The sequence below is a fragment of the Metabacillus sp. FJAT-52054 genome (assembly GCF_037201815.1).
Lineage (GTDB): Bacteria > Bacillota > Bacilli > Bacillales > Bacillaceae > Metabacillus_B > Metabacillus_B sediminis.
In genome coordinates, this window is the sequence record NZ_CP147407.1 from 969,176 (window position 1) to 993,301 (window position 24,126).

Annotated in this window: 28 protein-coding genes, 1 pseudogene and 1 riboswitch; of the genes and pseudogenes, 17 read left to right on the forward strand and 12 right to left on the reverse strand. The window is 42.8% G+C overall.

Annotated elements, in window-relative coordinates; all coding sequences use genetic code 11:
• The first annotated feature begins 15 nt into the window (after nt 1-15).
• The 7 genes from WCV65_RS05230 (at nt 16) to WCV65_RS05260 (ending at nt 4,788) form a co-directional block, all read left to right on the forward strand.
• On the forward strand, nt 16-882 hold the full coding sequence (locus tag WCV65_RS05230) for a permease (protein WP_338780597.1): 867 nt from the start codon (nt 16-18) through the stop codon (nt 880-882).
• Between the two features lie 11 nt (nt 883-893).
• Entirely contained in the window at nt 894-1,058 is a 165-nt protein-coding gene (locus WCV65_RS05235; protein WP_338780599.1) for a hypothetical protein, read from the forward strand.
• 75 nt (nt 1,059-1,133) lie between these two features.
• Nucleotides 1,134-1,484: a metalloregulator ArsR/SmtB family transcription factor gene (locus WCV65_RS05240; protein ID WP_338780601.1), complete on the forward strand. Its 351-nt coding sequence runs from the start codon at nt 1,134-1,136 to the stop codon at nt 1,482-1,484.
• A 13-nt stretch (nt 1,485-1,497) separates the two neighbouring features.
• A complete protein-coding gene (locus WCV65_RS05245) occupies nt 1,498-2,793 on the forward strand; it encodes an arsenic transporter (protein WP_338780603.1) in 1,296 nt (431 codons plus the stop codon).
• Nucleotides 2,794-2,823: 30 nt separating this feature from the next.
• Nucleotides 2,824-3,243, forward strand: a complete 420-nt coding sequence (gene arsC, locus WCV65_RS05250) for an arsenate reductase (thioredoxin) (protein ID WP_338780605.1) — start codon at nt 2,824-2,826, stop codon at nt 3,241-3,243.
• An 811-nt stretch (nt 3,244-4,054) separates the two neighbouring features.
• Entirely contained in the window at nt 4,055-4,528 is a 474-nt protein-coding gene (locus WCV65_RS05255; protein ID WP_338780607.1) for a hypothetical protein, read from the forward strand.
• Nucleotides 4,529-4,551: 23 nt separating this feature from the next.
• Nucleotides 4,552-4,788 (forward strand): hypothetical protein, encoded by a 237-nt coding sequence (locus WCV65_RS05260; RefSeq protein WP_338780609.1) that lies wholly within the window; start codon nt 4,552-4,554, stop codon nt 4,786-4,788.
• 91 nt (nt 4,789-4,879) lie between these two features.
• Here WCV65_RS05260 and WCV65_RS05265 read toward each other — a convergent pair whose 3' ends face one another.
• Nucleotides 4,880-5,860, reverse strand: coding sequence for a hypothetical protein (locus WCV65_RS05265; RefSeq protein ID WP_338780611.1), 981 nt, complete (start codon nt 5,858-5,860; stop codon nt 4,880-4,882).
• Nucleotides 5,861-6,021: 161 nt separating this feature from the next.
• Nucleotides 6,022-6,978, reverse strand: a complete 957-nt coding sequence (locus tag WCV65_RS05270) for a hypothetical protein (RefSeq protein ID WP_338782170.1) — start codon at nt 6,976-6,978, stop codon at nt 6,022-6,024.
• A gap of 252 nt (nt 6,979-7,230) precedes the next feature.
• Between WCV65_RS05270 and WCV65_RS05275 the strand changes: the two genes are divergently transcribed.
• From WCV65_RS05275 to WCV65_RS05285, 3 genes are read left to right on the forward strand one after another with little or no spacing between them, the layout of a single operon-like run.
• Complete coding sequence (locus WCV65_RS05275) at nt 7,231-7,560, forward strand: helix-turn-helix domain-containing protein (RefSeq protein ID WP_338780613.1); 330 nt, start codon at nt 7,231-7,233, stop codon at nt 7,558-7,560.
• A 1-nt stretch (nt 7,561) separates the two neighbouring features.
• Nucleotides 7,562-7,807, forward strand: coding sequence for a hypothetical protein (locus tag WCV65_RS05280; RefSeq protein ID WP_338780614.1), 246 nt, complete (start codon nt 7,562-7,564; stop codon nt 7,805-7,807).
• A 19-nt stretch (nt 7,808-7,826) separates the two neighbouring features.
• Nucleotides 7,827-8,309 carry a PH domain-containing protein gene (locus WCV65_RS05285; protein ID WP_338780616.1) on the forward strand — a complete coding sequence of 161 codons (483 nt, stop codon included), beginning with the start codon at nt 7,827-7,829 and terminating at the stop codon, nt 8,307-8,309.
• Nucleotide 8,310: 1 nt separating this feature from the next.
• Here WCV65_RS05285 and WCV65_RS05290 read toward each other — a convergent pair whose 3' ends face one another.
• Entirely contained in the window at nt 8,311-8,754 is a 444-nt protein-coding gene (locus WCV65_RS05290; protein WP_338780618.1) for a hypothetical protein, read from the reverse strand.
• Between the two features lie 230 nt (nt 8,755-8,984).
• Between WCV65_RS05290 and WCV65_RS05295 the strand changes: the two genes are divergently transcribed.
• Together WCV65_RS05295 and WCV65_RS05300 are read left to right on the forward strand one after the other, a co-directional pair.
• Nucleotides 8,985-9,191 (forward strand): DUF5316 family protein, encoded by a 207-nt coding sequence (locus WCV65_RS05295; RefSeq protein ID WP_338780620.1) that lies wholly within the window; start codon nt 8,985-8,987, stop codon nt 9,189-9,191.
• A gap of 27 nt (nt 9,192-9,218) precedes the next feature.
• On the forward strand, nt 9,219-9,860 hold the full coding sequence (locus WCV65_RS05300; RefSeq protein WP_338780622.1) for a hypothetical protein: 642 nt from the start codon (nt 9,219-9,221) through the stop codon (nt 9,858-9,860).
• 288 nt (nt 9,861-10,148) lie between these two features.
• Here the strand turns inward: WCV65_RS05300 and WCV65_RS05305 are convergent, their stop codons facing one another.
• From WCV65_RS05305 to WCV65_RS05315, 3 genes are all read right to left on the reverse strand, one after another.
• On the reverse strand, nt 10,149-10,493 hold the full coding sequence (locus WCV65_RS05305) for a hypothetical protein (protein WP_338780624.1): 345 nt from the start codon (nt 10,491-10,493) through the stop codon (nt 10,149-10,151).
• Nucleotides 10,494-10,866: 373 nt separating this feature from the next.
• Nucleotides 10,867-11,256, reverse strand: coding sequence for a DUF1761 domain-containing protein (locus tag WCV65_RS05310; protein WP_338780626.1), 390 nt, complete (start codon nt 11,254-11,256; stop codon nt 10,867-10,869).
• 15 nt (nt 11,257-11,271) lie between these two features.
• Nucleotides 11,272-12,207 (reverse strand): AraC family transcriptional regulator, encoded by a 936-nt coding sequence (locus tag WCV65_RS05315; protein WP_338780628.1) that lies wholly within the window; start codon nt 12,205-12,207, stop codon nt 11,272-11,274.
• Nucleotides 12,208-12,346: 139 nt separating this feature from the next.
• Here WCV65_RS05315 and WCV65_RS05320 point away from each other — a divergent pair, with 139 nt between their 5' ends.
• Nucleotides 12,347-13,111: a MerR family transcriptional regulator gene (locus WCV65_RS05320; protein WP_338780630.1), complete on the forward strand. Its 765-nt coding sequence runs from the start codon at nt 12,347-12,349 to the stop codon at nt 13,109-13,111.
• 295 nt (nt 13,112-13,406) lie between these two features.
• On the opposite strand, the gene WCV65_RS05325 is transcribed toward WCV65_RS05320, so the two are convergent.
• Nucleotides 13,407-14,585, reverse strand: a complete 1,179-nt coding sequence (locus WCV65_RS05325; RefSeq protein ID WP_035405521.1) for a nucleoside transporter C-terminal domain-containing protein — start codon at nt 14,583-14,585, stop codon at nt 13,407-13,409.
• Between the two features lie 415 nt (nt 14,586-15,000).
• A riboswitch (cyclic di-AMP (ydaO/yuaA leader) is annotated at nt 15,001-15,143 on the forward strand.
• Between the two features lie 154 nt (nt 15,144-15,297).
• Between WCV65_RS05325 and WCV65_RS05330 the strand changes: the two genes are divergently transcribed.
• From WCV65_RS05330 to WCV65_RS05340, 3 genes and pseudogenes are all read left to right on the forward strand, one after another.
• On the forward strand, nt 15,298-15,714 hold the full coding sequence (locus WCV65_RS05330; RefSeq protein ID WP_338780632.1) for a CBS domain-containing protein: 417 nt from the start codon (nt 15,298-15,300) through the stop codon (nt 15,712-15,714).
• A 25-nt stretch (nt 15,715-15,739) separates the two neighbouring features.
• Nucleotides 15,740-16,206 (forward strand): annotated as a pseudogene (locus WCV65_RS05335) (MgtC/SapB family protein).
• Nucleotides 16,207-16,232: 26 nt separating this feature from the next.
• The gene (locus WCV65_RS05340) at nt 16,233-16,469 is read left to right on the forward strand and encodes a hypothetical protein (protein WP_338780633.1); all 237 of its coding nucleotides are present in this window, start codon (nt 16,233-16,235) and stop codon (nt 16,467-16,469) included.
• 34 nt (nt 16,470-16,503) lie between these two features.
• Here the strand turns inward: WCV65_RS05340 and WCV65_RS05345 are convergent, their stop codons facing one another.
• On the reverse strand, nt 16,504-16,800 hold the full coding sequence (locus WCV65_RS05345; protein WP_338780634.1) for a hypothetical protein: 297 nt from the start codon (nt 16,798-16,800) through the stop codon (nt 16,504-16,506).
• A gap of 142 nt (nt 16,801-16,942) precedes the next feature.
• Between WCV65_RS05345 and WCV65_RS05350 the strand changes: the two genes are divergently transcribed.
• Entirely contained in the window at nt 16,943-17,791 is an 849-nt protein-coding gene (locus WCV65_RS05350; RefSeq protein ID WP_338780635.1) for a dimethylarginine dimethylaminohydrolase family protein, read from the forward strand.
• 158 nt (nt 17,792-17,949) lie between these two features.
• Here WCV65_RS05350 and WCV65_RS05355 read toward each other — a convergent pair whose 3' ends face one another.
• The 4 genes from WCV65_RS05355 to glcD all read right to left on the reverse strand — a co-directional run bounded on the left by WCV65_RS05355 (nt 17,950) and on the right by glcD (nt 24,083).
• Nucleotides 17,950-19,413, reverse strand: coding sequence for a SulP family inorganic anion transporter (locus tag WCV65_RS05355; protein WP_338780637.1), 1,464 nt, complete (start codon nt 19,411-19,413; stop codon nt 17,950-17,952).
• Between the two features lie 317 nt (nt 19,414-19,730).
• Nucleotides 19,731-21,176, reverse strand: a complete 1,446-nt coding sequence (locus WCV65_RS05360; RefSeq protein WP_338780638.1) for an MDR family MFS transporter — start codon at nt 21,174-21,176, stop codon at nt 19,731-19,733.
• 154 nt (nt 21,177-21,330) lie between these two features.
• Complete coding sequence (locus tag WCV65_RS05365) at nt 21,331-22,674, reverse strand: (Fe-S)-binding protein (protein WP_338780639.1); 1,344 nt, start codon at nt 22,672-22,674, stop codon at nt 21,331-21,333.
• Nucleotides 22,671-24,083: a glycolate oxidase subunit GlcD gene (glcD, locus tag WCV65_RS05370; RefSeq protein ID WP_338780641.1), complete on the reverse strand. Its 1,413-nt coding sequence runs from the start codon at nt 24,081-24,083 to the stop codon at nt 22,671-22,673. The genes WCV65_RS05365 and glcD overlap by 4 nt, the downstream gene beginning before the upstream one ends.
• Nucleotides 24,084-24,126 lie beyond the last annotated feature (43 nt).

Genomic DNA, 24,126 nt, shown 5'->3' on the forward strand with positions numbered 1-24,126 from the left:
AAAAGGAGTGGCAGTATGTGGCTGGAAGTTGGCAGGAGCTTTGTTGAAATTGCATTTGAACTAACCGTACTTTTTATTGCTATTTCGTTTTTAATCAATCTGCTTCAGGTTTTTATCCCGTATTCCAAAATGGAAAAATGGATGAAAGACAGTCATCCGATAGTAAGCGGCGGAATGGCTTTGGTTTTTGCTTTTGCGACTCCTTTTTGTTCCTGCTCGACGATTCCAGTTGTAGTGAATCTGTTGAATAACCGGATTCGATTTGGCGTTGTGATGGTGTTTTTATTTGCCTCTCCAGTTCTCGATCCAACAATCTTAACGCTGATGACGGCTGTTTTAGGATGGAAGGTCGCTCTCTATTACACATTAATTACGTCTATATTATCATTTAGTATTGGCTTTTTATTAGAGAAGCTAGGGTATGAAAAGGAAGTTAAAAATGTTCTGGTTAAAAATTATAATCCTGTTAAGGACGGGTTTAGTATGAAAGGAGCCATCGCGGAAACCATTCAGCTCATGAAGACCGTTTACCCGTTTCTGCTCATCGGCGCAGCGATTGGAGCTCTTATTCATGGAGCTGTTCCAACCGAGTTTATCACTCAGTATTTCGGCGGCGAAAACTGGTGGCTTGTACCGATTGCAGCTGTCGTTGGGGTCCCTTTATATATCCGTCTTTCCTCGATGATTCCCATTACGCAGATCATGATTGCGAAAGGAATGGCGCTAGGACCTGTTATGGCACTGATGATCAGTTCAGCTGGGGCGAGCCTCCCTGAACTGACGCTTTTGAACAGCATATTTACGAAAAAGCTCGTCGTTGCTTTTGTTGTTTCCGTCATAACCATGTCCACGATTTCCGGATTCTTATTTTATATCGTATAGGAGGTGACAATATGAATTTTTTAAAAAAGTGGTTAGGGCCAAAAGAACAGAAAGACTGCTGTAATGTGATCATCGAGGAAGTGAAGGATGATTCGTGCTGCTCCAAGCAAATGGAGGAATTAACAAAGGCTGCAGAAAACAGCGGGCAGAGAAACGGTTATGAAGCACGAGGTTAATGATCTAATTTTTATATAAGTTATTGATTATATAAGCGTATTGTTATATGATAATGCACGGAGGTGAACCGATTCATGACGTTCCAGCATAAAACGATAGAATTAGAGCAGGCTACATCCATTATGAAGCTCCTTGGTGATAAAACCCGGCTTACCATGATGAAAATGCTCCAGAAAAATGAGTGCTGCGTATGCGAATTTACTGCGATTTTTCAGGCAAGCCAGCCTGCAATCAGCCAGCATTTGCGGAAATTGAAGGATGCGGGGCTTGTAAAAGAAAAGCGAAACGGCCAGTGGATCTTCTATTCGCTGAACCGGGAAAGTGAAATGTATGAATTTGTTCAAAATCTGCTTGCGTTTATTCCGGACCAAGATCAAAAGCTGAAGGATCTGGAGAAACAGGGATTGCGAATAACTTGCGAATAATGGAGGGACCATTTTGACATCAGTGATTTTAGCATCTTTGATTTTTCTTCTGACCCTGATACTTGTGATCTGGCAGCCGAAAAATTTATCCATCGGCTGGTCTGCATGCGGCGGGGCGGTTCTCGCGCTCATCGCAGGGGTTGTCGATTTTCAGGATGTATGGGATGTAACAGGCATCGTTTGGAATGCCACATTAACATTTATAGCGGTTATTATTATTTCTTTAATATTAGATGAAATTGGATTTTTTGAATGGTCCGCCTTACATATGGCGAGAGCAGCAAAAGGCAGCGGAGTCCGCATGTTCATTTATGTGAGCATCCTCGGAGCTGTCGTCGCTGCCTTCTTTGCAAACGACGGGGCAGCTCTTATTTTGACACCGATTGTTCTGGCGATGGTTCGTAACTTGAAATTTGAAGAAAAGCTGGTGTTTCCTTTTATCATGGCCAGCGGCTTTATCGCGGACACGACGTCGCTTCCGCTTGTCGTCAGTAACCTTGTAAACATCGTGTCGGCTGACTTTTTTAACATCGGATTTATCGAGTATGCAAGCCGGATGATTGTTCCAAATTTTTTCTCTCTGGCAGCCAGCATTTTGGTCTTGTATTTGTTTTTTAGAAAGAGTATCCCGACAAACTATGATGTTACAATCCTGAAGCAGCCGAAAAAAGCGATCAGGGATATGAAAATGTTCAAGCTTTCATGGGTGGTTCTAGGTTTATTATTGGCAGGGTACTTCATTAGCGAGTTTGTTGGAATTCCTGTCTCCATTATTGCCGGCGTCATCGCGATTTTCTTCCTGATCATTGCGAAGAGGAGCCCAGCGGTCCCGACGAAAAAGGTATTGAAGGGTGCCCCATGGGCGATTGTCTTCTTCTCTATCGGGATGTACGTTGTGGTCTATGGTCTTCGAAATGCTGGACTGACAAGCGTTCTTGCAGATGTCATACAGGTCGTGGCCGATCAAGGTTTGTTTGCCGCAACGATTGGTATGGGGTTTATCGCGGCGATTCTTTCATCGGTCATGAACAACATGCCGACGGTCATGATTGATGCGCTAGCGATCGCTGATACCGATACGTCGGGCATCACCCGGGAAGCACTCATATACGCCAATGTGATCGGTTCGGATTTGGGACCGAAAATCACACCGATCGGTTCTCTTGCGACCCTTCTTTGGCTTCATGTCCTGTCGCTGAAGGGTGTAAAAATTTCATGGGGAACCTATTTTAAAACGGGAATCATCTTAACAGTCCCGACCCTTCTTATCACACTAATCGGCCTGTATCTATGGCTGTTGGTTTTCTAAATCCAATCCATTTAAAAGGAGACTTACAACATGTCTAAAAAAACACTTTACTTTCTTTGCACAGGAAACTCGTGCCGCAGCCAGATGGCAGAAGCATGGGGGAAAAAATACCTTGGGGATGAGTGGAACGTACTCAGTGCCGGAATCGAAGCACATGGCCTCAATCCAAATGCCGTGAAAACGATGAAAGAGGTTGGGATTGATATTACGGATCAAACCTCTGACATCATTGACAGCGAAATCCTGAATAATGCGGATTTTGTGGTAACCCTTTGCGGAGATGCAGCAGACAAATGCCCGATGACGCCTCCTCATGTCCGCCGTGAACACTGGGGCTTTGAGGATCCTGCGAAAGCTACCGGAACGGACGAAGAGAAATGGTCTGTTTTCCAGCGGGTTCGTGATGAAATCGGGGAACGGATTAAACGTTTTGCGGAGACAGGGAAGTAAGAGGAAGGCCGGGAGTTCACATGCTCCCGGCTTTTTTTTTTAGCAGCCAATCAACCCTTCCCCTTTTATTATTTCTCCACTTTCCCCGTCAATCTTATCTGTACCTTTTCAATGTGTGCTGTATTCTTCCATTCAATATTGTCCGATCTTGCGGGGATGTTAATCCCACACAATCTTTTACTTTACTTCTTTGGAAAGGGTTTTCGGACTATTGGATCTTGTTTTTCTAATACAAAAAAAGAAAACAATATCCTAGGGTGTCAGACGAAAAGGAAGGTAGAATGGTTTCTTTTAAAGTAGGAGTTGGATAGGATTTGTTGAAACTATATCAGTAATCAGATTCATCACTAATTACTGAAAAAGCGATTTAATTTTAGTAGACATTTCTTAACACAAAGGGAGAACGGAATGAGAATATTAAAATGGATTCTGCTTCTACTGGCCATCCTTGTTTTAGTCTGGCTGCTGTACACAAAATTTCAAGAGAGAATGTAAGGCGCAGCCATCGTCCTGTATACATAGCAAAGAAGATGACGTAATCATCTCTATAACAAAGGTAGTGGGAAAGTCGCTGTCAGAGCGGCTTTTTTTCCATATTGAAGCAGGAATATAGTGATTGCAGTTTTTAAAAAATTACCATAAGATGGAATTATATCATTGGTCCCATTAATAGTGATAGGAGGGATGAAACATCAAAAACCCAGGCGCTTTCTATAATGCAAGAATACAAGCTTTAGACGAGCAAATTTGTGAGTGGTTCGCCCGCCGTAAGGAGCTATGCGGCGGTCACCCAGATACCGCTACTGAGGAAGTGATCGCTGGCTGGGGAGAAAAATATGGAATCCCTAAAGACCTTTTGCTGACGGTTTTTCAAGCCCTTTCCATGGAAGAATTATATGAGACGAAGGTCGAGCCCAAAAACTTTCTGAAGCATGTACCTGTCTTGAAATCAATTGAGGTGGAGGGGCGCTTGTATACCCTGACCTTTATCCGCCAATTTGAGAATGCAAGTGTGATCCATCTGCATGTTGATTGGAATGAAACGGTTGAACTGGAAACAATTCATACACGTGTGAATCGTTTCAAATTTAAGCTGAGAGCGGGTGATAAGTATAATTGTCAGTCTGATGGAGCGGGAGGGGGAACGGGGCGTGTTACACACCGATTTATTGTTTCCCCTGCCTTGCCGGATGATGTGACAGGGTTTTCTTTCGTCTTTGAAGAGTATGATGACCTTTGGAAGGGTGAAACTACCGGCCTTGAAATAGTCATGAAGATCGAATGACAAAAAATAGGGAGTGGTCCTTAATGAAAGATCCTCATGAAACTTTAATATCCAAGAGGTACGAACCGGATATACGAGAAGGAAGAGTTTTTTCACCTACTGAAGAGCTTGAGCACATTTCTGGAGGAGGGCCTTTAAATATTGAAGGCTTGGAAAACGTAAGCAGATTTCCAAAGGGTATAAAATATTTGGGGTATGTCTTGTTTGGAGTGTTTGGAGGTTTGATTTTGCTTGGAATAGTGTTGAGTTTTACAGACTAGGCTTGGATATAGGGTGTGGACTATTTTAAGGCATTTGAAAACCAATATAAAAACACCATCAAATTTACTCGACGGTGTTTCACTTCCAAACTTATTTCCCCTCAAGAACCGCTTTCAAATCTGTTTCATAAGCTAGCAATTCATCACGGATGGCTTTTGCCAAAGGCTCGTAGCCGCCAGCTTCTTTAATAGCAGCCGCTCGGGTTTTTAAGCCTTCAAGCTTCCTGAATTGTGTTTTTGCTTCTTCGATTTCGCCGGCATCGATGAGCTCTGAGACGCGGTTCATCAGGCGATATTGGGAGATTTCATATTTTGTACGTTCAATCATAATTTTCACAGGTGTTACAGACCCTTCTAAAAGAGCCATTCTATATTTTTTATTAGGGACCAGGCCAATTTTTCCTTCTGTTTGCCTCAAGTACTGAATGACTTTGTCATAGGTGAGGTTTGCTTGGTGAAGTTCTGTGAGAGGTTCCATATCTGGAAAGGTATCCACATAAATACTCAATGTATAATTGTTTAATGCTAAGTTAATTCCAGAAGCGTATGCTTCCATATAACGAAGTTCTTCATTAATCTTTCCTGGAAGAGGTTCATAATTCCTAGCACTTTTCATGACTTCTTTGCGCTTTTTCAATCGCTCTGCTTTTGCCATGTCTATATCGTATTGTTTGTAGTTCACTTCAGAAGAAATTTGATAAATAATGCTTGCTAACAGCCGGTATTCGGATACTTCGTAGCCAGTTCGTTCCATTTCTATTTCAACAGGTCGGATATATGAAGATAGTAATATTGAGCGATTTGATGCACCAGATACCCTTGCAATACTCTTTTCAGCAATATATCGCTGCTTTGCCAAACCATCATATAAGCTTTCTATCTTCTCTATGGAACCCGATGAAATGGCTTCTTTAAACAATGCCAATTTCTTTAAGAGACTTTCACCTTGCCTGACCGCTTCTTTACTTTGAGTTGAAACAGCAGCTGCAGATGGTGCAGGTAACCCGGCATTTGCAAGTGGAGATATAAATATTGCTGCTGTTATCCCAATCAATAGCATTTTTTTACTCATAACTAGCCCTCCTGAATGTGTTCAAGTGAGTTAATTATAAGGTGAAATGATTCTTTTGTCCTGTGAAAAAACACCTTATTAATGGAAAAGTTTAGAATGATAACTCCAAATAATAATGAAAAACACCGTCCTCAAATGTTGGACGGTGTTTCAATTTCATCTTATTTTCCCTCAAGAACGGCTTTCAAATCCGTTTCATAAGCAAGCAATTCATCTCGGATGGCTTTTGCTAAAGGCTCATAGCCGCCAGCTTCTTTAATAGCAGCAGCGCGAGTTTTTAAGCCTTCCAGCTTGCTGAATTGTGTTTTTGCTTCTTCGATATTGCCGGCATCAATGAGTTCCGAGACGCGGTTCATCAGACGAAGCTGGGAGATTTCGTATTTTGTACGCTCTACAGTTACTTTCGCAGGCGCAACGAATTCTTGCAGCAGAGATGTTCTATATGCTTTATCAGCCACTTGGCCGATTTTCATTTCCGTTTGTTTCACGTAGCGAGTTAAATCATCATAATAAAGATCGGCTTCGTCAATATCAGGTTCAGCGCCTGTGGACTCATCAACCCAATAATCATAATAAGATAGATTGTATCCGGCTGCAAAGGACTCTGCTTTACGAAGATCGAGGTTGATGGAGGCAGGAAGCGCTTTGTATCCGCCGGCTTCTTTAATCGCAGACGCTCGTTTTTTCATACGTTCTAATTTCGCCATATCTGTATCATACGCATAGTAATCATCCTCATCTAATCCAATAAGTATGGTGGATAGCAGACGAAGCTGTGATACTTCATAAATGGTGCGTTCAATTTCCTTTTTAGCTGGAACTGCATACTTGCTTAAAAGCATATTGCGGTTTGATAAGCCTGATACCTTTCCAATTGCCTTCTCAACGATGGAAAGCTGCTTCGTCAGACCATCATACAATTCATTAATTTCGTCAATATTCCCCATGGAAACAGTGTTTTTGTAAACATTTAGTCTTTTCAGCAAAAGATCACCTTGTTTTACTGCTTCCTTGCTTTGTGCAGATGTGGTTACTGCAGCATAAGCGGATGGTGCTGGTGTTGAAACAGCTGCAAGTGGTGTGATCAGCATAGCTGCGGTAATACCTGTTAACAACATTTTTTTCAAGTTCTTTTCCCCCTAAAATTCTTTCAATCGAGATAATTATAGGGTTGTTCAAAACTTTCATCATGTGTTAAATGGCCTATTTTTTATCATGATTTAGAAGAAGTTGTTTAATATAGAATGTTAGGCAAATATTGGATTTGTCCCTGGTTTACAAGGGTTTCTTTTATTAGATTCCAGTTTTAAATTATGTAAATTTACAAAATAGGTATACATTTCCAACTACCTGTAATAAAATTATGACATATGAAAAATGAAAAAAATGGAAATGAGCTACTTCAGTTACTGGAAGCACTCTCTAATCCGTATCGGCTCAAAATTATTGAGGCTCTCAGTGGTGAGCGACAGTATGTGAGTCAGCTTGCGAGAGTTTTAGGGATTAGCAGGCCGCTGCTTTACTTGCATTTAAAAAAGCTGGAGGAGGCTGAATTAATTAAAGGCGCTGAAGAACGGGGCCAAGATGGGAAGATCATGAAATATTTCGAGGTCATTCCATTTAGATTTGAACTAAATGACAGGATGATTGCAGACGCAGCAGGAACAGTCACACTAAAAAATAAGGAGAAGGGGGATTGAAATGATTAATTCTGGAGATCTTCTGTTTTCAGGTTTTGCTTTACTGGTTACGTTTCTGCCTTTAATCATGACGGTTTGTGTCTTGATATTCATCATTCGTGCCTTCCGCCGGTTTGAAATACGCGCGCAGGAACGTCTTCATTTAGAAAAAGAAAACTCTGCCTATCAGGAGCAGCAAATGAGAATGATTCAAGACTTAAATGAGCGCATGACCAGCATCGAGAATCTTTTAAAGCAAGTAGATTAGAGATGGGGAGGATAAACGTTTGGTTTTTCTTTCAAAAATTGACTCGTTTTTTATAAGAATAATGGTGTGTACAATCCTATTTGTTGGTGTGGTTCTTTTTTTGCCTCTTTATTTTGATAAACCAGCAAATGGTACCGTTTATATCGTGGAGATCGCAATTTTTCTATTCATTGCCGTTTTTATGTTTTGGACCATCGCATCCATTCGCTATACTTTTCAAGAAAAATTCCTGATAGTGAAGGGAGGGCCGATAAGAAGCCGGATCCCTTATGAAGACATCACGCGTGCAATTCCGACACGTGATATTTACACAGGCTATCGGCTCCTGTCTGCCCGTTATGCCATCGACCTCTATTACAAATCAGCGATGCTTGGAAGTGTGAAAATTTCTCCCCAAAATCCAAGCCTGTTTCTTGAGCAATTAAGAAAGCATTGCCCAGATGCCTTAATTGAATCAGACAAAATATTGAAGCTTCTGGGAAGAGAGGAACGCCAGGCGTAATCTAGTGGCATGATGGGATGCTGCCGGAAAGGATGCTTGGACCAAGCTGCCCTGATCTTGTACTTGAAAGACGAACCTGCACCTTGCTTTTTTCGAGATCTGCTGTGATGGAATCAATTTTACCTGCCCAAATAGGATCATTTGCCGAAGAGTCAGGATATAGTTTAAAGCGCCAGCTAATTTGGCCGGGAATAAATGCAAATCCCTCATAGGTATCGAAGTTCCCAAGGTCTCTAGGAGCAGGTAAGTGAAGAGCGTGAAGACTGATGCTAATTCTTTGAAAACTTGGTGTAAGCTTCACTTTATAAATCAGCGCGGCTCCTTTTGCATTGAATAAGTTTTGATTGACCGGGGCCAAAATCATACTGCATGGCATCTCGACAGCTTTGGCACCCGACGGATGGATAAGGGCAGTAAAAAGAAGAATGATTAGGAAAAGCTTCATATAGCACCTCTTTCATTTGAATTTCCTTTAGGATTCCCTAATTAAAAACATTATTGTTGCACGTTATGTATCAAAATAGATGTATTAGACTCAGAAAAAAATCGCGCAGAATTGTCTTAGCGATTTCTCGCTATGTCCAGCAAATAATATATAAATTTTTCAACAACAATAATTGGGAACTTTATCCATGTTAATGCGTATGAATCATAAGGAAGAAAGGAGTGGTATTCATGATGCAGTTCTGTTTAATAGCGGGCATTATCAGCATTATCATTTCAGGCATCTCAATTGGTGCTTGGACAAATGGTGAGCAGCAGAGAGCAAATTTCTTTTCAGAGACGAAAGAGCACCGGATTTCACGGACTAAAATTACCATGTTTTCCGGATTAGCCGGAGTGATTTTTCTGGGGATCGCAGGACTGATTTGGTATTTATAATGTCAAAAACAAAAGGGAGCAGATAGGATGCTGGATTTAATCTACTTACTTATTTTTCTAGCCGGTATGTATTTTCTGCTCAAGCACTGGTTTAACGTAAAAAACGCCGTCATACTTTCTCAAACTGCACTGTACCCTAAAACAAAGGATGAATACAGCAGCCTGCTCATTCCTAATGAATGGAAAGAGATGGAGGCTATTTCTAAAAATACGAGAGCCTATCAAATCGTGAAATGGGGAACGGCCGCTGCCATGATATTAATGGGGTGGTTAATATGGATGGTTTTTTTCACCGATTGGCTGGAGTATGCCTATTTGAATGTGATCTACATGGTTTTAGTCATTATGAATTTCGTAAAACATCAAGGCAGTCTCCTGATCTTACCTGAGGGCCTTGTTCTTAACGGGAGCTACCGTTCTTTCAAACAAATCAAGCGGTATGAGGTTGAAAAAATAACCCTCTCTCATCCACTTTATGGGCTGCACGCCCGAATCAACAACGCGTATAAACTATCGATTATACAGAAAAACCTGTTTGGCTCGCATCATTATGTTGTGGTAGAAGATCAGGAGCATCTAAAACGAATAACGGATTTGCTTGGTCAGCATGGGATACATGGGAAAACGAGGAAAGATTATTTGGCGGTAGGAGAAATTAAAAGTTCATGAATAGACAGCTGCAGCTCAAATGGAGGAAATTAATAAAAGCTAAACTGATGGCGGATTATTCCTCAATAAAGGAAGTAAAAGCAGGCGGGGTTTCTGCAAAGATTCTCTAAGCAGAGGGGAAAAAAGATGCTGGTATGCCGTTACTGATTTGAAGGATGCTAAAATGATTTCGATGAAGGGCATGAGGAGATATTAGAGGAATACGGAGCTAAGTCAGCAGGAAAATATGAATCATACGTTTGGGTTTTCCCGGGCATTTTTTTTATTTGACCCCTTCATCCAAAAGACTTATTTTTCTAGTGTGAGTTTATCGGTTAGAGAAGTGACTTTTATGGTTTTTCCGTCTTTCTTGAAAGTTTGCATAGCACCCAATTGTTCGGACTTTGATTCTTTCCAGCCATCCTCTTCTAATTTTGCAAGGTAGGCTTTCGGCAGGCCTTCTTCTTCTTTCATTCCTTTCAGGCTATATACTGCAGAGTCCTCTTTTTTCTTTATCTCTTTTGCATCTGCTGGAATGGGGAAGGTGCTTTCAATGGATGACTGTTTAAAGTTTTCTGCATGAGCATTGCTGGAGCAGCCTTGCAGAATGAAGATAAGACCTGCAGCTACTGCGGTTATGACTAAGTGTTTCATAGTTTCACTCCTTTAAAATAATGGTAACAATTTCATTATACATAATAAATTGGATAAAAATAGAAAAAGTCCGTATCGGAAAGTCTTTTTTTATTTTTCTTTGACATTTTTAATTGGATTGGTTTTGGCTGATTTCCGCTGCAGGTTTCTCCCTTTCCGCGGGGCGGGCGGTGAGCCTCCTCGGCGCAAGCGCCTGCGGGGTCTCACCTGTCCCGCTGCTCCCGCAGGAGTATCGCACCTTCCGCTCCAATCAGCCTAACCTAAATTTGTTCAAAGTACCTATGTTAAAATCAAACCCCCGGGATGCAAGCGTCCCAGGGGTTTCAATTTCGTTAAATTCCTATTTTCACGACATCTTAGATAGCTTCTTCTCTCAATTCAGCGAACCATGTAAAATGCCTAGTAAGATGAAAATAACCAGATGATCTCCAATTGCAATCAGCAAAGCTCTTCTGCTCAATAACCCGAATAGTGAATTTTTCACATACACAATGGAGATGAGAACACCGACAATGAAGCCGATTCCAGCTCCGGTAAGCCAGTTTTCAGCACCGGTGGATTGAATCAGAATAGCTGTCAGAAACGAGCTAATGAAAGCGACGATGACAGAAAAGACATATTTAAGAGGGCCTTTGCTTTCATTTTGCGTAAAATTGCCTTTATCCTTGAGTAAAATAGAATAATAAATGCCTCCGTATATCATATACAGGATGCCTCCAGCGAGGATGGCTAAAAAATTTAGATCAGACATGTTAATCAGCATATGGTTTCTCCTTTTCTATTTCGGTTCAACGGCTAAGGCGATGGCCTTGATTCGGCATGTGAGGTCAAGTGTTCCTCCATTCGGATCAATTTGTACAAATTCAATTGGATTCCCCAAATATTTATAGCCGCTTCTCGGCAGCCAAAAGCTGTAGAGTTCAGAATAGCACTCAATCAGCATGCCGCGGTCACTGTAAGGGACAGGCTCGTCGAACTCAACCACCACATGTTTTCCTCCATTAAACGTATACAGTGGTTCCTCAATACTGTCATGTGAGGTGATTTGCATCAGGCAGTCGTAACGGCTTCTCTCAGGCAGGGTAATGTAAGGGTTATTTCTTGGAATCCCAATCATCCAGGTGTCTTTTTGGATAAGTCCTCTGGCATTTGACCAGTGATAAAGGTCTTCCCAAGCATTTGGAATGCGATCTGTATAAGATCCGATGTGAAGTTTTTTGACCACACGGAAAGCTGGGAGTTCAATTGTTTTCACCTTATCCAAATCCAGCCATCTAAATTCATTATAGGGCTGCTTATCGTTCGTTGCTTGCAGATTCTTGCTGAAAAGTTTAGATTTCTTGCTATCTTCGTATTCCCTTGGAAAACGCTCCAGGTACGCACCTTCCCGCCATTTTTTCGGGCTGGTTTTAAAGGTTTCGTTAAATGAGTAGGTGAAGTATGAAAGGGACGAAAATCCGCATAAATAGGCGATCTGGGTTATAGGTAAATGCTGTTCATAAATCAGGAAGTGGGCGGCATTTTCCAGTCGGAGTCTTTTGATATAGGCAGCAGGCGATTCACCGGCTATCCCCTTGAAAATCCGCTGAAAATGAAAAGGAGAATAAGTAGAAACTTTTGCAAGTCTTTCGAGTGGAAGAGATTCATGGAGATTTTCTTCTATATAATCCATCACTTTTTGTATTTGTCTTTCTTGTTCTTTTCCATAATTCATCTTGGATACCCCTTATCAAATGAGTTCTCTCTTATTATGGAGAATTTCGGGCTCAATCTCTACCGTTTTTTTTCAAAATATCAATTGACCTTCACGCTGCGTAAAGGTGTAAGCTGAATCTATCAGGAGGTGAACACCGATGGAATATACGGTGCAAAAGCTTGCGGAAATGGCAGGAATCACGGCAAGGACGCTCAGATATTATGATGAGATTGGCATTCTTAAGCCGGCAAGAATGAACTCATCGGGGTATCGAATTTATGGTCTGGCAGAGGTGGATCGTCTGCAGCAAATCCTCTTTTACCGTGAGCTCGACGTCAGTCTGGAGCAGATTCAGGAAATCCTGTCTGACCCTCATTTTAACGGAGCGAAAGCCCTTATTGAACATCGTAAAAAGCTCCTGGAAAAACGAAAGCAGCTGGATTTGCTCATTTCCAATGTGGAGAAGTCGATCTCAGCTGGTGAAGGGAGAATAACGATGTCTGATCAGGAAAAATTTGAAGGCTTTAAGCAAAGTATGATTGATGAGAACGAAGCAAAATACGGGAAAGAAATCCGCCAAAAATATGGAGAAGAGACAGTTAAACGCTCGAATGAAAAATTCGAAAATATGACGAAGGAGCAATACGAGGAAGTAGCGAAGCTTGAGCAGGAGGTTAAAACCGCATTGGCTGAAGCCTTTAAAAAGGGTGATCCTTCAAGTGCTGCTGCTCAAAAAACGGCAGAGCTGCATAAGCAGTGGCTCATGTACTACTGGGCTGATTACAGCAGTGAAGCACATGCGGGTCTTGCGGATATGTATGCTGAGGATGACCGGTTTAAAGCCTATTACGATGAAAAGGAACCGGGACTTGCGGAATTTCTGCGGGATGCAATTTATGTTTATACGGGTTATAAGAAGTAAAAGGGAGTGCACGGAGCTTTGAGCTTCGTCAGACCTCTTATGAAGATACAAGTCTGCCATGAATTATGGAAAGTCAGCAATTACCCTTTAAAAGTCAGCAATTAATCTGAGGAAGTCAGCAATTACGTATCCTTCAAAAGTCAGCAATTACTTTTCAAAAGTCAGCAATTACTCTTCAAAGGCCAGCCATTATCCTTTAATCGTAAGCAAAGGTGAAATCTGGCCGCTTTCTCCTCATCAAGTGTGGGAGAAAACAAATAAAAACGATGCGGCTGATTATGCCGCATCGTTTTTATTAAATCAGCAATCCAACAATTGCTGCAGATAAGAAGCTTACCAATGTTGCCCCGTAGAGGAGCTTCAGTCCAAAGCGGGCTACCACGTTTCCTTTTTGTTCATGCAATCCCTTTACCGCTCCGGTAATGATCCCGATGGAGGAGAAGTTGGCAAAGGATACGAGGAATACGGAAATAATTGCGGTTGTCCGGTCAGACAGCTCGGTCATTTTTGAAAGATCAAGCATGGCGACGAATTCGTTTGAAACGAGCTTTGTTGCCATAATCGTTCCGGCTTGTACAATTTCTGCAGCCGGTACACCGATGATGAAAGCGAATGGTGCAAACACATACCCAAGCATCGTTTGAAAAGAGATGCCGAAAATGATGCTGAATAGATCATTGATGGCTGCAATTAAAGCAACGAAACCAATTAGCATCGCTCCGACGATGATTGCTACTTTAAAGCCGTCCATGATGTACTCGCCCAGCATTTCGAAGAAGGTCTGTTTTTCCCCTTCTTGAACTTCAATGAAGTCTTCACTGTCCGCAACATCATATGGGTTGATGATGTTCACGATGATGAATCCGCCCAGCAAATTCAGCACAAGGGCTACAATGACGTATTTTGGATCAATCATTGTCATGTACGCGCCAAGAATAGAGGCAGAAACAGTGGACATAGCTGATGTACAAAGTGTATATAAACGGTGGTCAGGCAAATGGCCTAATTGTTTTTTTACGGAAATGAATACTTCAGACTGCCCAAAAATAGCAGATGCAACCGCGTTGTAGGATTCAAGTTTTCCTAAGCCATTTATTTTACTTAAAACCAGTCCAAGATACTTAATGATGATAGGCAAAAGCCTGATGTGCTGGGCAATTCCAATCAGAGCAGAAATGAAGACGATCGGAAGGAGAACGTTAAGGAAAAATGGCATTTCCTTAGGGTTGGCAATTCCGCCGAATACGAAATTAATTCCGCTAGCAGCATATTCAAGGAGCTTCGTAAATAATGCTGAAATTCCCTCGATAATAAATAGGCCAATTCCGGTATTAAGGAAAATAAATGTTAAGACGACTTGAAGAACAAGCATGATGATAATGGGTTTGATCTTAATCTGCTTTTTATTGTTACTGACCAAATAGGCCAGCAGCAGAACCACGACGATACCGACAAGTGAAATGATGATACTCATAGCAGCAACCTCCTTATGTAGTAAGCGAATGATGACGAGGGACAGGCTGGGGGAGAAAGGGTTCCCTTTATCTTTACCCAAACATTCCCTAGAGTGTACAAATTTACAGCAAAAACACATTTTTATCCTTGCTGCTTTTTTGCCCTTTCCTATTATACTGTTTTACAGGCAATAGGGAAGGGGTTATTTAAATAAAAATGAATTCGTTTTCTTTTTAGTGAAAAACGATTGGTATTCATCGTACTTTTTATTAGTCATGCCCCATTCCTTACTAATCTTTTCACAAGCAATTTCACGCATCGTAAAGCAACCACAAGCAATATGAAGATAGAGTGCCATAACAAGGAAAAAATACGACTATATAGTCAAAAACTCACATTTACAAAGTTCTATCCAGGGAGTACGATATACATGAAAATTTTACTGGCTTAATCCCGTAAACACGGGAACGGAGGAACCAATTTTTTTGGGGCTAATTCTGCTTTAGCAGAAGGGATGAAAGGACTCTTTCGCCATCCTGCCCGTCAGCTAACTTCGTCGGCTAAAGCGAAGGAGGTCACAAGACCGCCTTATTTTGGGGGCTTTTTTTGCTGTCATTTTTTCAGCAATAGCCAGCGAAGTGCCAGTGGTCTTTTTCTTATGGATTGAAAAAGTCCATGCGTGAGAAAATGCTAAAAGAGATTATAGATTAAATAAAGGAGCTATCGATTGAATGAATATAGCGTTTTTCTTAATACCAAAAAAAGAGGTCATCCATTTGCCGATTCACGCTACAATGAGACAGGCTTTGGAGAAAATGGAATATCATCGTTATTCTGCCCTTCCGCTGCTGGATGATGAGGGGAAGTATATAGCTACGCTTACAGAGGGTGATTTATTATGGAAGCTCAAAAATACGCCGAATCTAAGCTTTGACAGCACAAATAAAATCCGGTTAACGGAAGTGGAGATGCACCGGAAAAATGAACCGGTCCCAATTCACGCCAAAATGGAACAAATTATTTCCAGGGCAATGGAACAGAACTTTGTCCCTGTAGTAGATGATCAGGGGATTTTTATAGGGATGATTAGGCGCAGAGAAATTATAGAATACTGCGCAAATCAGCTTTTTAACCAAATAGAGAGATGATATTGGATGAAGGGGAAGTAGAATCATGGAATACGAAATTTTAGTGAGATTACTGACGGCTGTTTTTCTGGGGATTGTTATTGGAATTGAACGACAATGGCATAAGTGCATTGCAGGTCTTCGGACGAATGTTCTGGTAGCCGTTGGCGCCTGTCTATTTGTCATGCTCGATTATGTCTCAGGCGATCATTCAAGTATGAGGATTGCTGCTCAAATCGTCAGTGGTATTGGTTTTTTGGGGGCAGGGGTTATTTTTCGCGAGGGTTAACCGTTAGAGGACTGGATACGGCTGCAACTCTATGGTGCTCAGCCGCTATCGGTACGCTTGCAGGTGCCGGGTTTTTGATGTTAGCCACTGCAGGTACAATCATTGTTGTAGCCGTCAACAGCATTCTCAGGCCAATGGCCAACTGGATTGACCGGTATAATCAAAAGCACGGCAAAATTATTTCTTCTCAAAAGGTCCTATCTAAAGATAAAATGTCTATATAAGGAATTTTTCACTCGGGGAGGCCTTTATGGAGAAAAAATGGAAGCATGAGAATCGCATTTTTGAAACACTCTGGGAAGCCGAAATGTGGGCTGATTCTATCGCCAATGAAATGGTTGGAAAGCTTTATGAGACATACGTTACACCGGATCATAAAGTGGCTTATGTGCTTGCATTCAATTTGGCTTCTGATCCGGATATTCATGTCACAACTGAGAAGATTACGGGGGAAGGTTCTTCACTCTATAAAGTTACAATGAAATAATCACGTGTTCATGACGAGGGGATACAGTCCCCCGTCATTCCACTCCATCAGGATAATTTTTTTCCCAGTATTTATCTCCTCTATGGTCAATGTCTTCTGCGGTTTTTTCAAGCTCAGACAAAATAATCTGTTTCACTTGATTAATCGTTTCGAAAAAGGTTTTTTCCTCATAAGGGTTTGGCTGTATTTTAGCCGTAGCACGTACCCCGGCATATCTCCGGTGCTCTTCAATTAATGAATCAAATGCCTCAAAAATGTGGCTTGTCAGGACTGCAATGTTTTTGTGGTTCTCAGGAAGCCTGTCCCTTAGATTTTCTATTCGATTATACATGCGATCACCGGTCCCTTTTCCATTTTTCTTATGATTTGCCGATTGGCGGGCAATCATTCATGAAAGAGCTAGTGTGCGCGATTGAATAAGACAATTTTGGAAACACTACTTCTCATGAAGTGAAGCATGAGGAGGGTTCAAAATGTCTCATTCCAAAATAAAGATAGGCTGTTCCAGCGAATATGCGCCTCTTAAAAGCGTTCTATTATGTCCACCCCAGTATATGAAAATTGAAGACATTATCAATGAAACACAAAAGGAATTCCAGGATGAAGAGCTTGATGCTGTAAAAGCTGTAAAGCAGCATAGTGAATTTCTTCGTGTACTTCGGGAAAATGGAATTGAAACACATCTTCTTGAGCCGGTTGAGCAATTTCCTGAACAGGTGTTTACAAGGGATATTGGATTTACACTTGGAAATACACTTTTTATAGCCAATATGGAGATGGACATCCGGCAGGGAGAGGAACGGATCCTGAAAGAATGGCTGGATAAAGAGGGAATTCAATATGTCGACTTAAAAGGCTCCGGCATTGAGGGCGGGGATGTTTTAATTAACGGGAATACCGTCTATGTAGGAATCAGTGAGCGAACATCTGAAGACAGTATCACCATGCTTGAGAACCATTTGCCTGATTACGAAATTATTCCAGTTCCTATTAAAAAAGAATACCTCCATTTAGACTGTATTTTTAACATGATTTCAGAAAATGAAGCGCTGCTTTTTCCGGAAGCTTTGAAACAGGAAGAAATTGATTTGCTGTCATCCCGTTTTTCTATTATAGAAGTAAAGGAAGAAGATCAGTTCAGGCTGGGTGTGAATGTATTTTCACTGGGAAATAAAAAAATCATCGCCCTGCCTCACAATAATCATACAAATGACCAGTTAAGAAAGCTTGGCTATAAAGTGATAGAAGTGGATCTTTCTGAAATCATTAAGTCCGGCGGAGCGTTCCGATGCTGTACATTGCCGCTTCTGCGGGAGGGGTAAAGCCGTCACACAGCCCAATCCATTAAAGGTCTGCACTTAATGATAACTGGAGCGGAATATAGGATGACATGGTTGGGGATTTACCAATTCATTATGAAAACTGTTCAAGCAATGAATGAAAAAAGAACCGGCATTAGGCCGGTTCTCCTTTTCTCACATTAATGATTGGCAGCTCTGGTATCAGGGCGATGATAAACTGCCATTTTTTCAATTAATTCGGAGCTTTTTGCGTTAAGTCCTGTAACTTCCACTTGATTTTGGTTTTGCCTTAATTTCAAAACGACCTTGTCCACAGCACCGACTGCTGAATCATCCCAAATGTGCGCGTTAGCCAGGTCGAGCACGATGTTCCGGTTTTGATCGGCAAAATCGATTTGATCGATTAAACTGGAAACAGAAGCGAAAAACAGCTGCCCTGTAACCTTATAATTTTTTGATGAAGGCTCTTCTGTAACGGTTACTGCTACTTTTGAAATCTGGCCGGCAAAGAAAATCGCACTTAGGATCACGCCTGCCAGTACTCCTTTTGATAAATCATGGGTGAACACAACGGTAACGACTGTCACAACCATGATCGCTGTATCAGTGACCGGTACCTTATGAAGACGAGTGAGCGAAGACCAGTCAAACGTACCGATGGAAACCATAATCATAACACCGACAAGAGCCGCCATGGGTATTTTAACGAGAACCCCATTGAGAGCGACAATCAATATGAGAAGGAAGGCTCCAGCCACAAATGTAGACAGTCTTCCCCGTCCTCCGGATTTAACATTGATTACAGACTGGCCAATCATGGCGCATCCGGCCATACCCCCGAAAAAGCCAGCAACGATATTGGCAAGACCCTGTCCTTTTGCTTCTCTGTTCTTATCGCTGCCCGTATCTGTCATATCATCGACTATTTGAGCAGTTAGAAGAGATTCCAATAAACCGACGAAGGCGAGCGCTAAGGAATAAGGAAAAATGATTTGCAGTGTTTCAAACGTTAGCGGGATATCAGGAAGAAGGAAAACCGGCAAAGCCTGGGACAGCTCCCCCATATCTCCTACCGTACGTACATCAGAGCCTGTAAAGATTGCGATCAGGGTGATGACAATAATTGCAATTAATGGTGACGGCACAGCTTTAGTCACACGAGGAAATAAATAGATGATAGCTAATGCCCCAGCAGCCATTGCATACATAGGCCAGGATTCCCCTTTGAAATGGGGCAGCTGGGCCGAGAAAATTAAGATGGCAAGGGCATTGACGAAACCAATCATAACCGGACGTGGAATAAATTTCATCAGGCGGCCAAACTTAAGAATGCCGAGCACAATTTGAATGATTCCTGTGAGAATGGTCGCAGCCAGGAGATATTGCAGCCCATGGTCGGCAACGAGCGAGCCCATAACTAGTGCCATGGCGCCGGTTGCAGCAGAAATCATGCCGGGTCTGCCGCCAACGAATGCAATCACGACAGCGATACAGAATGAGGCATAAAGCCCGACCATCGGATCAACTCCCGCGATAATGGAAAAAGCAATAGCTTCCGGAATAAGGGCCAGTGCGACAACAATTCCGGATAGGATGTCCCCGCGAATATTTCCAAACCACTGCTGTTTAATTGTCTGATCCAAAAATAAAACACCTCTCTTTTCATATTTTGTGACTTTCAACTCTCATAAAAGTCGGGCCGTTGTGAACGAAAGACATTATACCATTTTTTTGAGGAATGAAAAATTCCAAATAAGCGGATAAACATTTATTTTTCTTAGATTATTGAATTCATACACCTTGTTAAGAAAGGTATCTTCACAAGATCCGCTTGGCCGTTGCAGAAGACGAGCAGCATCGTAAGCAAATATACGTTTCCTGAAGCAGCAGGTGATTGATTAAGCATGAAATTCATCAGAAAAGGCTGACCCAAAAGTCATTCCACTTCCGGGTCAGCCTGCTATTTATGTTCGTGCAAATTGCCGTTTTCCTTTACTAAAAACCAGGAAAGTCCAAAACTAAGCAAGGCAAGAAGCAACGTCCCTCCATATATGATATGAACCCCTGTAGCAAGAATTTCCTGCAGGCCGGCAAGTTCACCGGCGGGCACGTTTCCGTGATCAAAGGAAGCGTTCAAGTTAAAATTTCCTTTTCCTGCCTGGGAAAGTGTCACTATATTAAAAATCGTTCCGAATACAGCTGAGCCCAGTGTCTGGCTGAAGGTGCTGATAAATGTGTTCAGCGCAACGGCAGATCCTCTTTTGTTAGAAGCAACGGACCCTTGAATAATCAGCATAAAAATCGGAGTCATGAGCCCCATGCCCAAGCCAAGCAATCCAATCGCTACATAGATTAGAAATTCAGGTGACTGAGCGGATAACGAAAATAAAAGGAGCGCTCCTAAGCTAAGAATGGCCGTTCCCATCGTAATAATTGACTGGGCTTTCAGCCGGCCGACGAGGTTTCCTGCAAGGATTGATCCAAATGTCCAGCATACAGGCATAGGCATGAGGATAAATCCAGCCGCTGTAGCGCTTTTCCCCAGTACTCCCTGACTCCAAATCGGCAGGTAAATGGTAATGCTGATAATGACTGAACCGGTGAGCAGCGTGAGCAGATTCACAAGCAGCACACGTTTGTTGGAAAAAAGATTCAAAGGAATAATCGGTTCTGCTGCTCTTTTTTCAATCCATACAAAACAGCCATAGACGGCAAAAGCTGCTGCGAACATTCCGATGATGAGCGGATTGGTCCAGTCCTGTGACTGGCTGCCAGAAAGCAGGGCATATAAGAGGGAGATCGTTCCGATAGAGAACGCTGCAGCTCCCAAATAATCTATGCGCTGCTTTTCCTTCGAAACATCCTCTTTATAATATTTTACGAGCATCAGTAAAGCGACAAGTCCGAATGGCAGGTTCAGGAAGAAAATGTACCGCCATGAAAGGGTATCAACGATAAAACCCCCAAGCAGCGGGCCAAGAACACCGGCCACTCCCCAGACAGCACTAATCCAGCCCTGTGCTTTGGCACGGCCCTTTGTTTCCGTGTATAAATCTCCGATAATTGTCATCGTTACCGGCATGACAACACCAGCGCCAAGACCTTGAATAGCGCGGTATATGATTAATTGTTCCATCGTTAACGCAATTCCGCAAAGAGCGGCTCCAATTAAAAACAGGATAATTCCAAAGACCATAATTTTTTTTCGTCCAAATAAATCGGCAAGCTTCCCGTATATAGGAGCGGAAACAGCTGTTGCCAGCATATAAACTGCATACACCCAGCTCACCAGTTCAATTCCGGATAAATCACTTGTTATCCGGGGGATTGCGGTGCTGACAATCGTTCCTTCCATTGCGGCAAGAACGGTTACGAGCAGCAAAGCGCCCATTATTTTTTTTCGCATGTTAAAAACTCCCTTATTCTTCATGACGATAAAAGAAATTTTACCACTACTTTAAATATAGAAGTAGTGAAAACCTTCGAATACGGAAATAAGTGAAAGAAGCCGCATTCCTTCTATTAAACCTTCGTCAGCAAAAAGAAAAACCTCATGATAGTCAATGAGGTTTGTCCGGGTCGAGAGGCATAGCTTCATAAAGAAGATCGGCGAGATGAACGGCTTTCATTTTATCCGAAAGACCTTCACGCTCAATCCCGAGCTTCATTTGAAGAAGACAGCCGGGATTTGCGGTGACAATGATGGCTGCCCTTGATGCTTTCGCCTGCTCCATTTTATGATCTAAGATCTGCATGCTCATCTCAGATTCTACAATGTTATAAATTCCAGCAGATCCGCAGCAGCGGTCCGCATCCTTCATCTCCCGGAATTCAGTGCCTTCAATCGCATGAAGGAGTCTCCTGGGAGCAGAGGAGGTGTGCATGACGTTTCTGAGATGGCAGGAATCCTGATAGGTGACGATGCCAGGGGGGAGGGAGAGCGGGACGTTTTTATGAAAATCGCACTCAATCAGCACCTCTGTAAAATCCTTCAGCTTTGTGGAAAACGTAATTGCCCGTTCGTGCCATTCTGGTTCGTCATGGAGAAGGTGGCCGTACTCAAACAGAAAAGCACCGCAGCCGCCTGCATTGGTGATGATATAGTCAACGTTCAGATCCTCAAAGGCCTGGATGTTCCGCTTCGCCAGTTCTTTTCCTTCCGCTTTTTCACCGCTGTGTCCGTGAAGTGCTCCGCAGCATGCCTGGTTCTTCGGAATGACGATTTCACAGCCGGCCGCCTGGAGGAGCTTGGCGGTCGCATTATTTGTTTCCATAAACATTGTATCCATCAAACAGCCGCTGAAAAAAGCGACACGTTTAGAGACCGTTCCGCGGGAAGGCAAGAACTCCGGACGGTTTTTCATCTCTTTCATTTTTGGGACGGCAGGGAGCACTTTTTCCATCGTCGCGAGCGTTTCAGGAAAAAGCTTCATCACGCCTGTATTCCGCGCAAGCTTCTGCAAACCGGAACGCTGGTAAAAGCCAAGCAAACCTGTTACATTTCTCATCCGGTTCTGATGGGGGAACAAATGATGAAACGCAGCCTTTCGGATCACTTGGACCGGAAGCGGATGCTTTTTATTCTGATTGATAATATCGCGCGCTTCCTCGAGTAAATGGCCGTAATTCACTCCGGATGGACAAACCGGCTCGCATGCCCGGCAGCCCAGGCAAAGATTTAGTGACCGCTCCACATCTTCATCCGGTTCGATTAATCCGTCCACTACACCTTTCATTAAGGCGATCCGTCCTCTTGGCGAGTGGGCCTCATCAAAGCCGGATTCAATATAAGTAGGGCAGGAGGGAAGGCAGAAGCCGCATCTCATGCAGTTCAGCAGATCATCTTCATTCATGCGCTGCTTGAACTGATCCTGGATTTTTTCGCGTTCCTGTACCGTTGTCATGATGACACAACCACCCTTTTTCTAGTGTCCTTCGCGAATACTTTTCCCGGATTCATGATGTTAGCAGGATCCAGAGCGTCCTTGACAGCTTTCATGGCCGAAATGCCAGCTGCACCTAATTTTAATTCTAGATACGGTGCCTTCATTTCCCCTACGCCATGCTCCCCGGTAATCGTTCCGCCGAGTTCAATGGCCTTTTCGAAAATAGCGGCAAATGCTTTTTCAACCCGTTCCATTTCGTCATGGTCCCGGGCATCAGTCGCAACGGTTGGATGCAGGTTGCCGTCTCCGGCATGGCCGAATGTACAAATTTGGACATTGAATCTTTCGCCGATTTCGTTAATTGCCGTCACCATCCTGGCAATTTCAGATCTTGGAACCGTAGCGTCTTCTAGAATGGTCGTGGGCTTCAGCCTGGCAAGCGCGGATAATGCAGAGCGCCTCGCTGTTCTTAATGCTTCAGCTTCTTCATTTGTCTTCGCCAGCTGAACAGAAACGGCCTGCTCCTGCTTGCAGATATTCGCCATTTTCAGCATGTCTCCTGAAACGAGATCAGCTGGACCGTCCTGTTCAATGAGCAAGACGGCTTTTACATCGGTCGGCAGTCCAATCCTGGCAAAGTCTTCGACCACTTTGAGTGTTGGCTGATCTAAAAACTCCAATGTAGCCGGAATGATTTTATTGGCGATAATCTTTGAAACCGATCTTGCTGCCGCCTCCAAATCCTGATAAAGAGCGAGCATCGTGCTTTTCGTTTCCGGCATCGGAATCAGCTTAAGTGTTGCTTCCGTCAAAATCCCGAGGGTTCCTTCAGAGCCGACAAATAATCTGGTAAAATCATAGCCTGCCACATCCTTCGCAAGCTTTCCGCCTGTCCGGATGATGTCTCCGTTTGCAAGAACGATCTCCAGTGCCATTACATAATCCCGGGTAACACCGTATTTTAGTCCGCGGAGCCCGCCTGAGTTTTCGTTAATATTACCGCCGATTGTAGATATTTTCATGGAGCTTGGATCGGGAGGATAAAATAATCCTCGCGCCTCGACTTCATTAATAATATCCAGTGTAACTGCGCCTGGCTGAACGGTAACAGTCAGGTTTTCCTCATCGATTTCAAGGATTTTGTTCATATGCTTAAATAATAGGACAATCCCGCCTTCTGTTGGGCAGGTTCCTGCGCATAGGTTTGTTCCGGATCCTCTGGGCACAATCGGGACCTTATAGTGCCCGCAAAGCTTTACTACTTGTGATACTTCTTCAGCACACCTTGGTGAGACGACAGCATCAGGAAGCGCCTGGAAGTTCGGGGTAGCGTCATAGGAATACACAAGCCGGCTTGCCTTGGAGTCCTCCACGTTGCTTTTGCTGACAGCAGCGATCAGTTTTTCTTTGAATTCTAGGTTCAGCATCTATATCCCCCCTGTAAAGGTAAGCGTTTTCTCTTAGTATAAA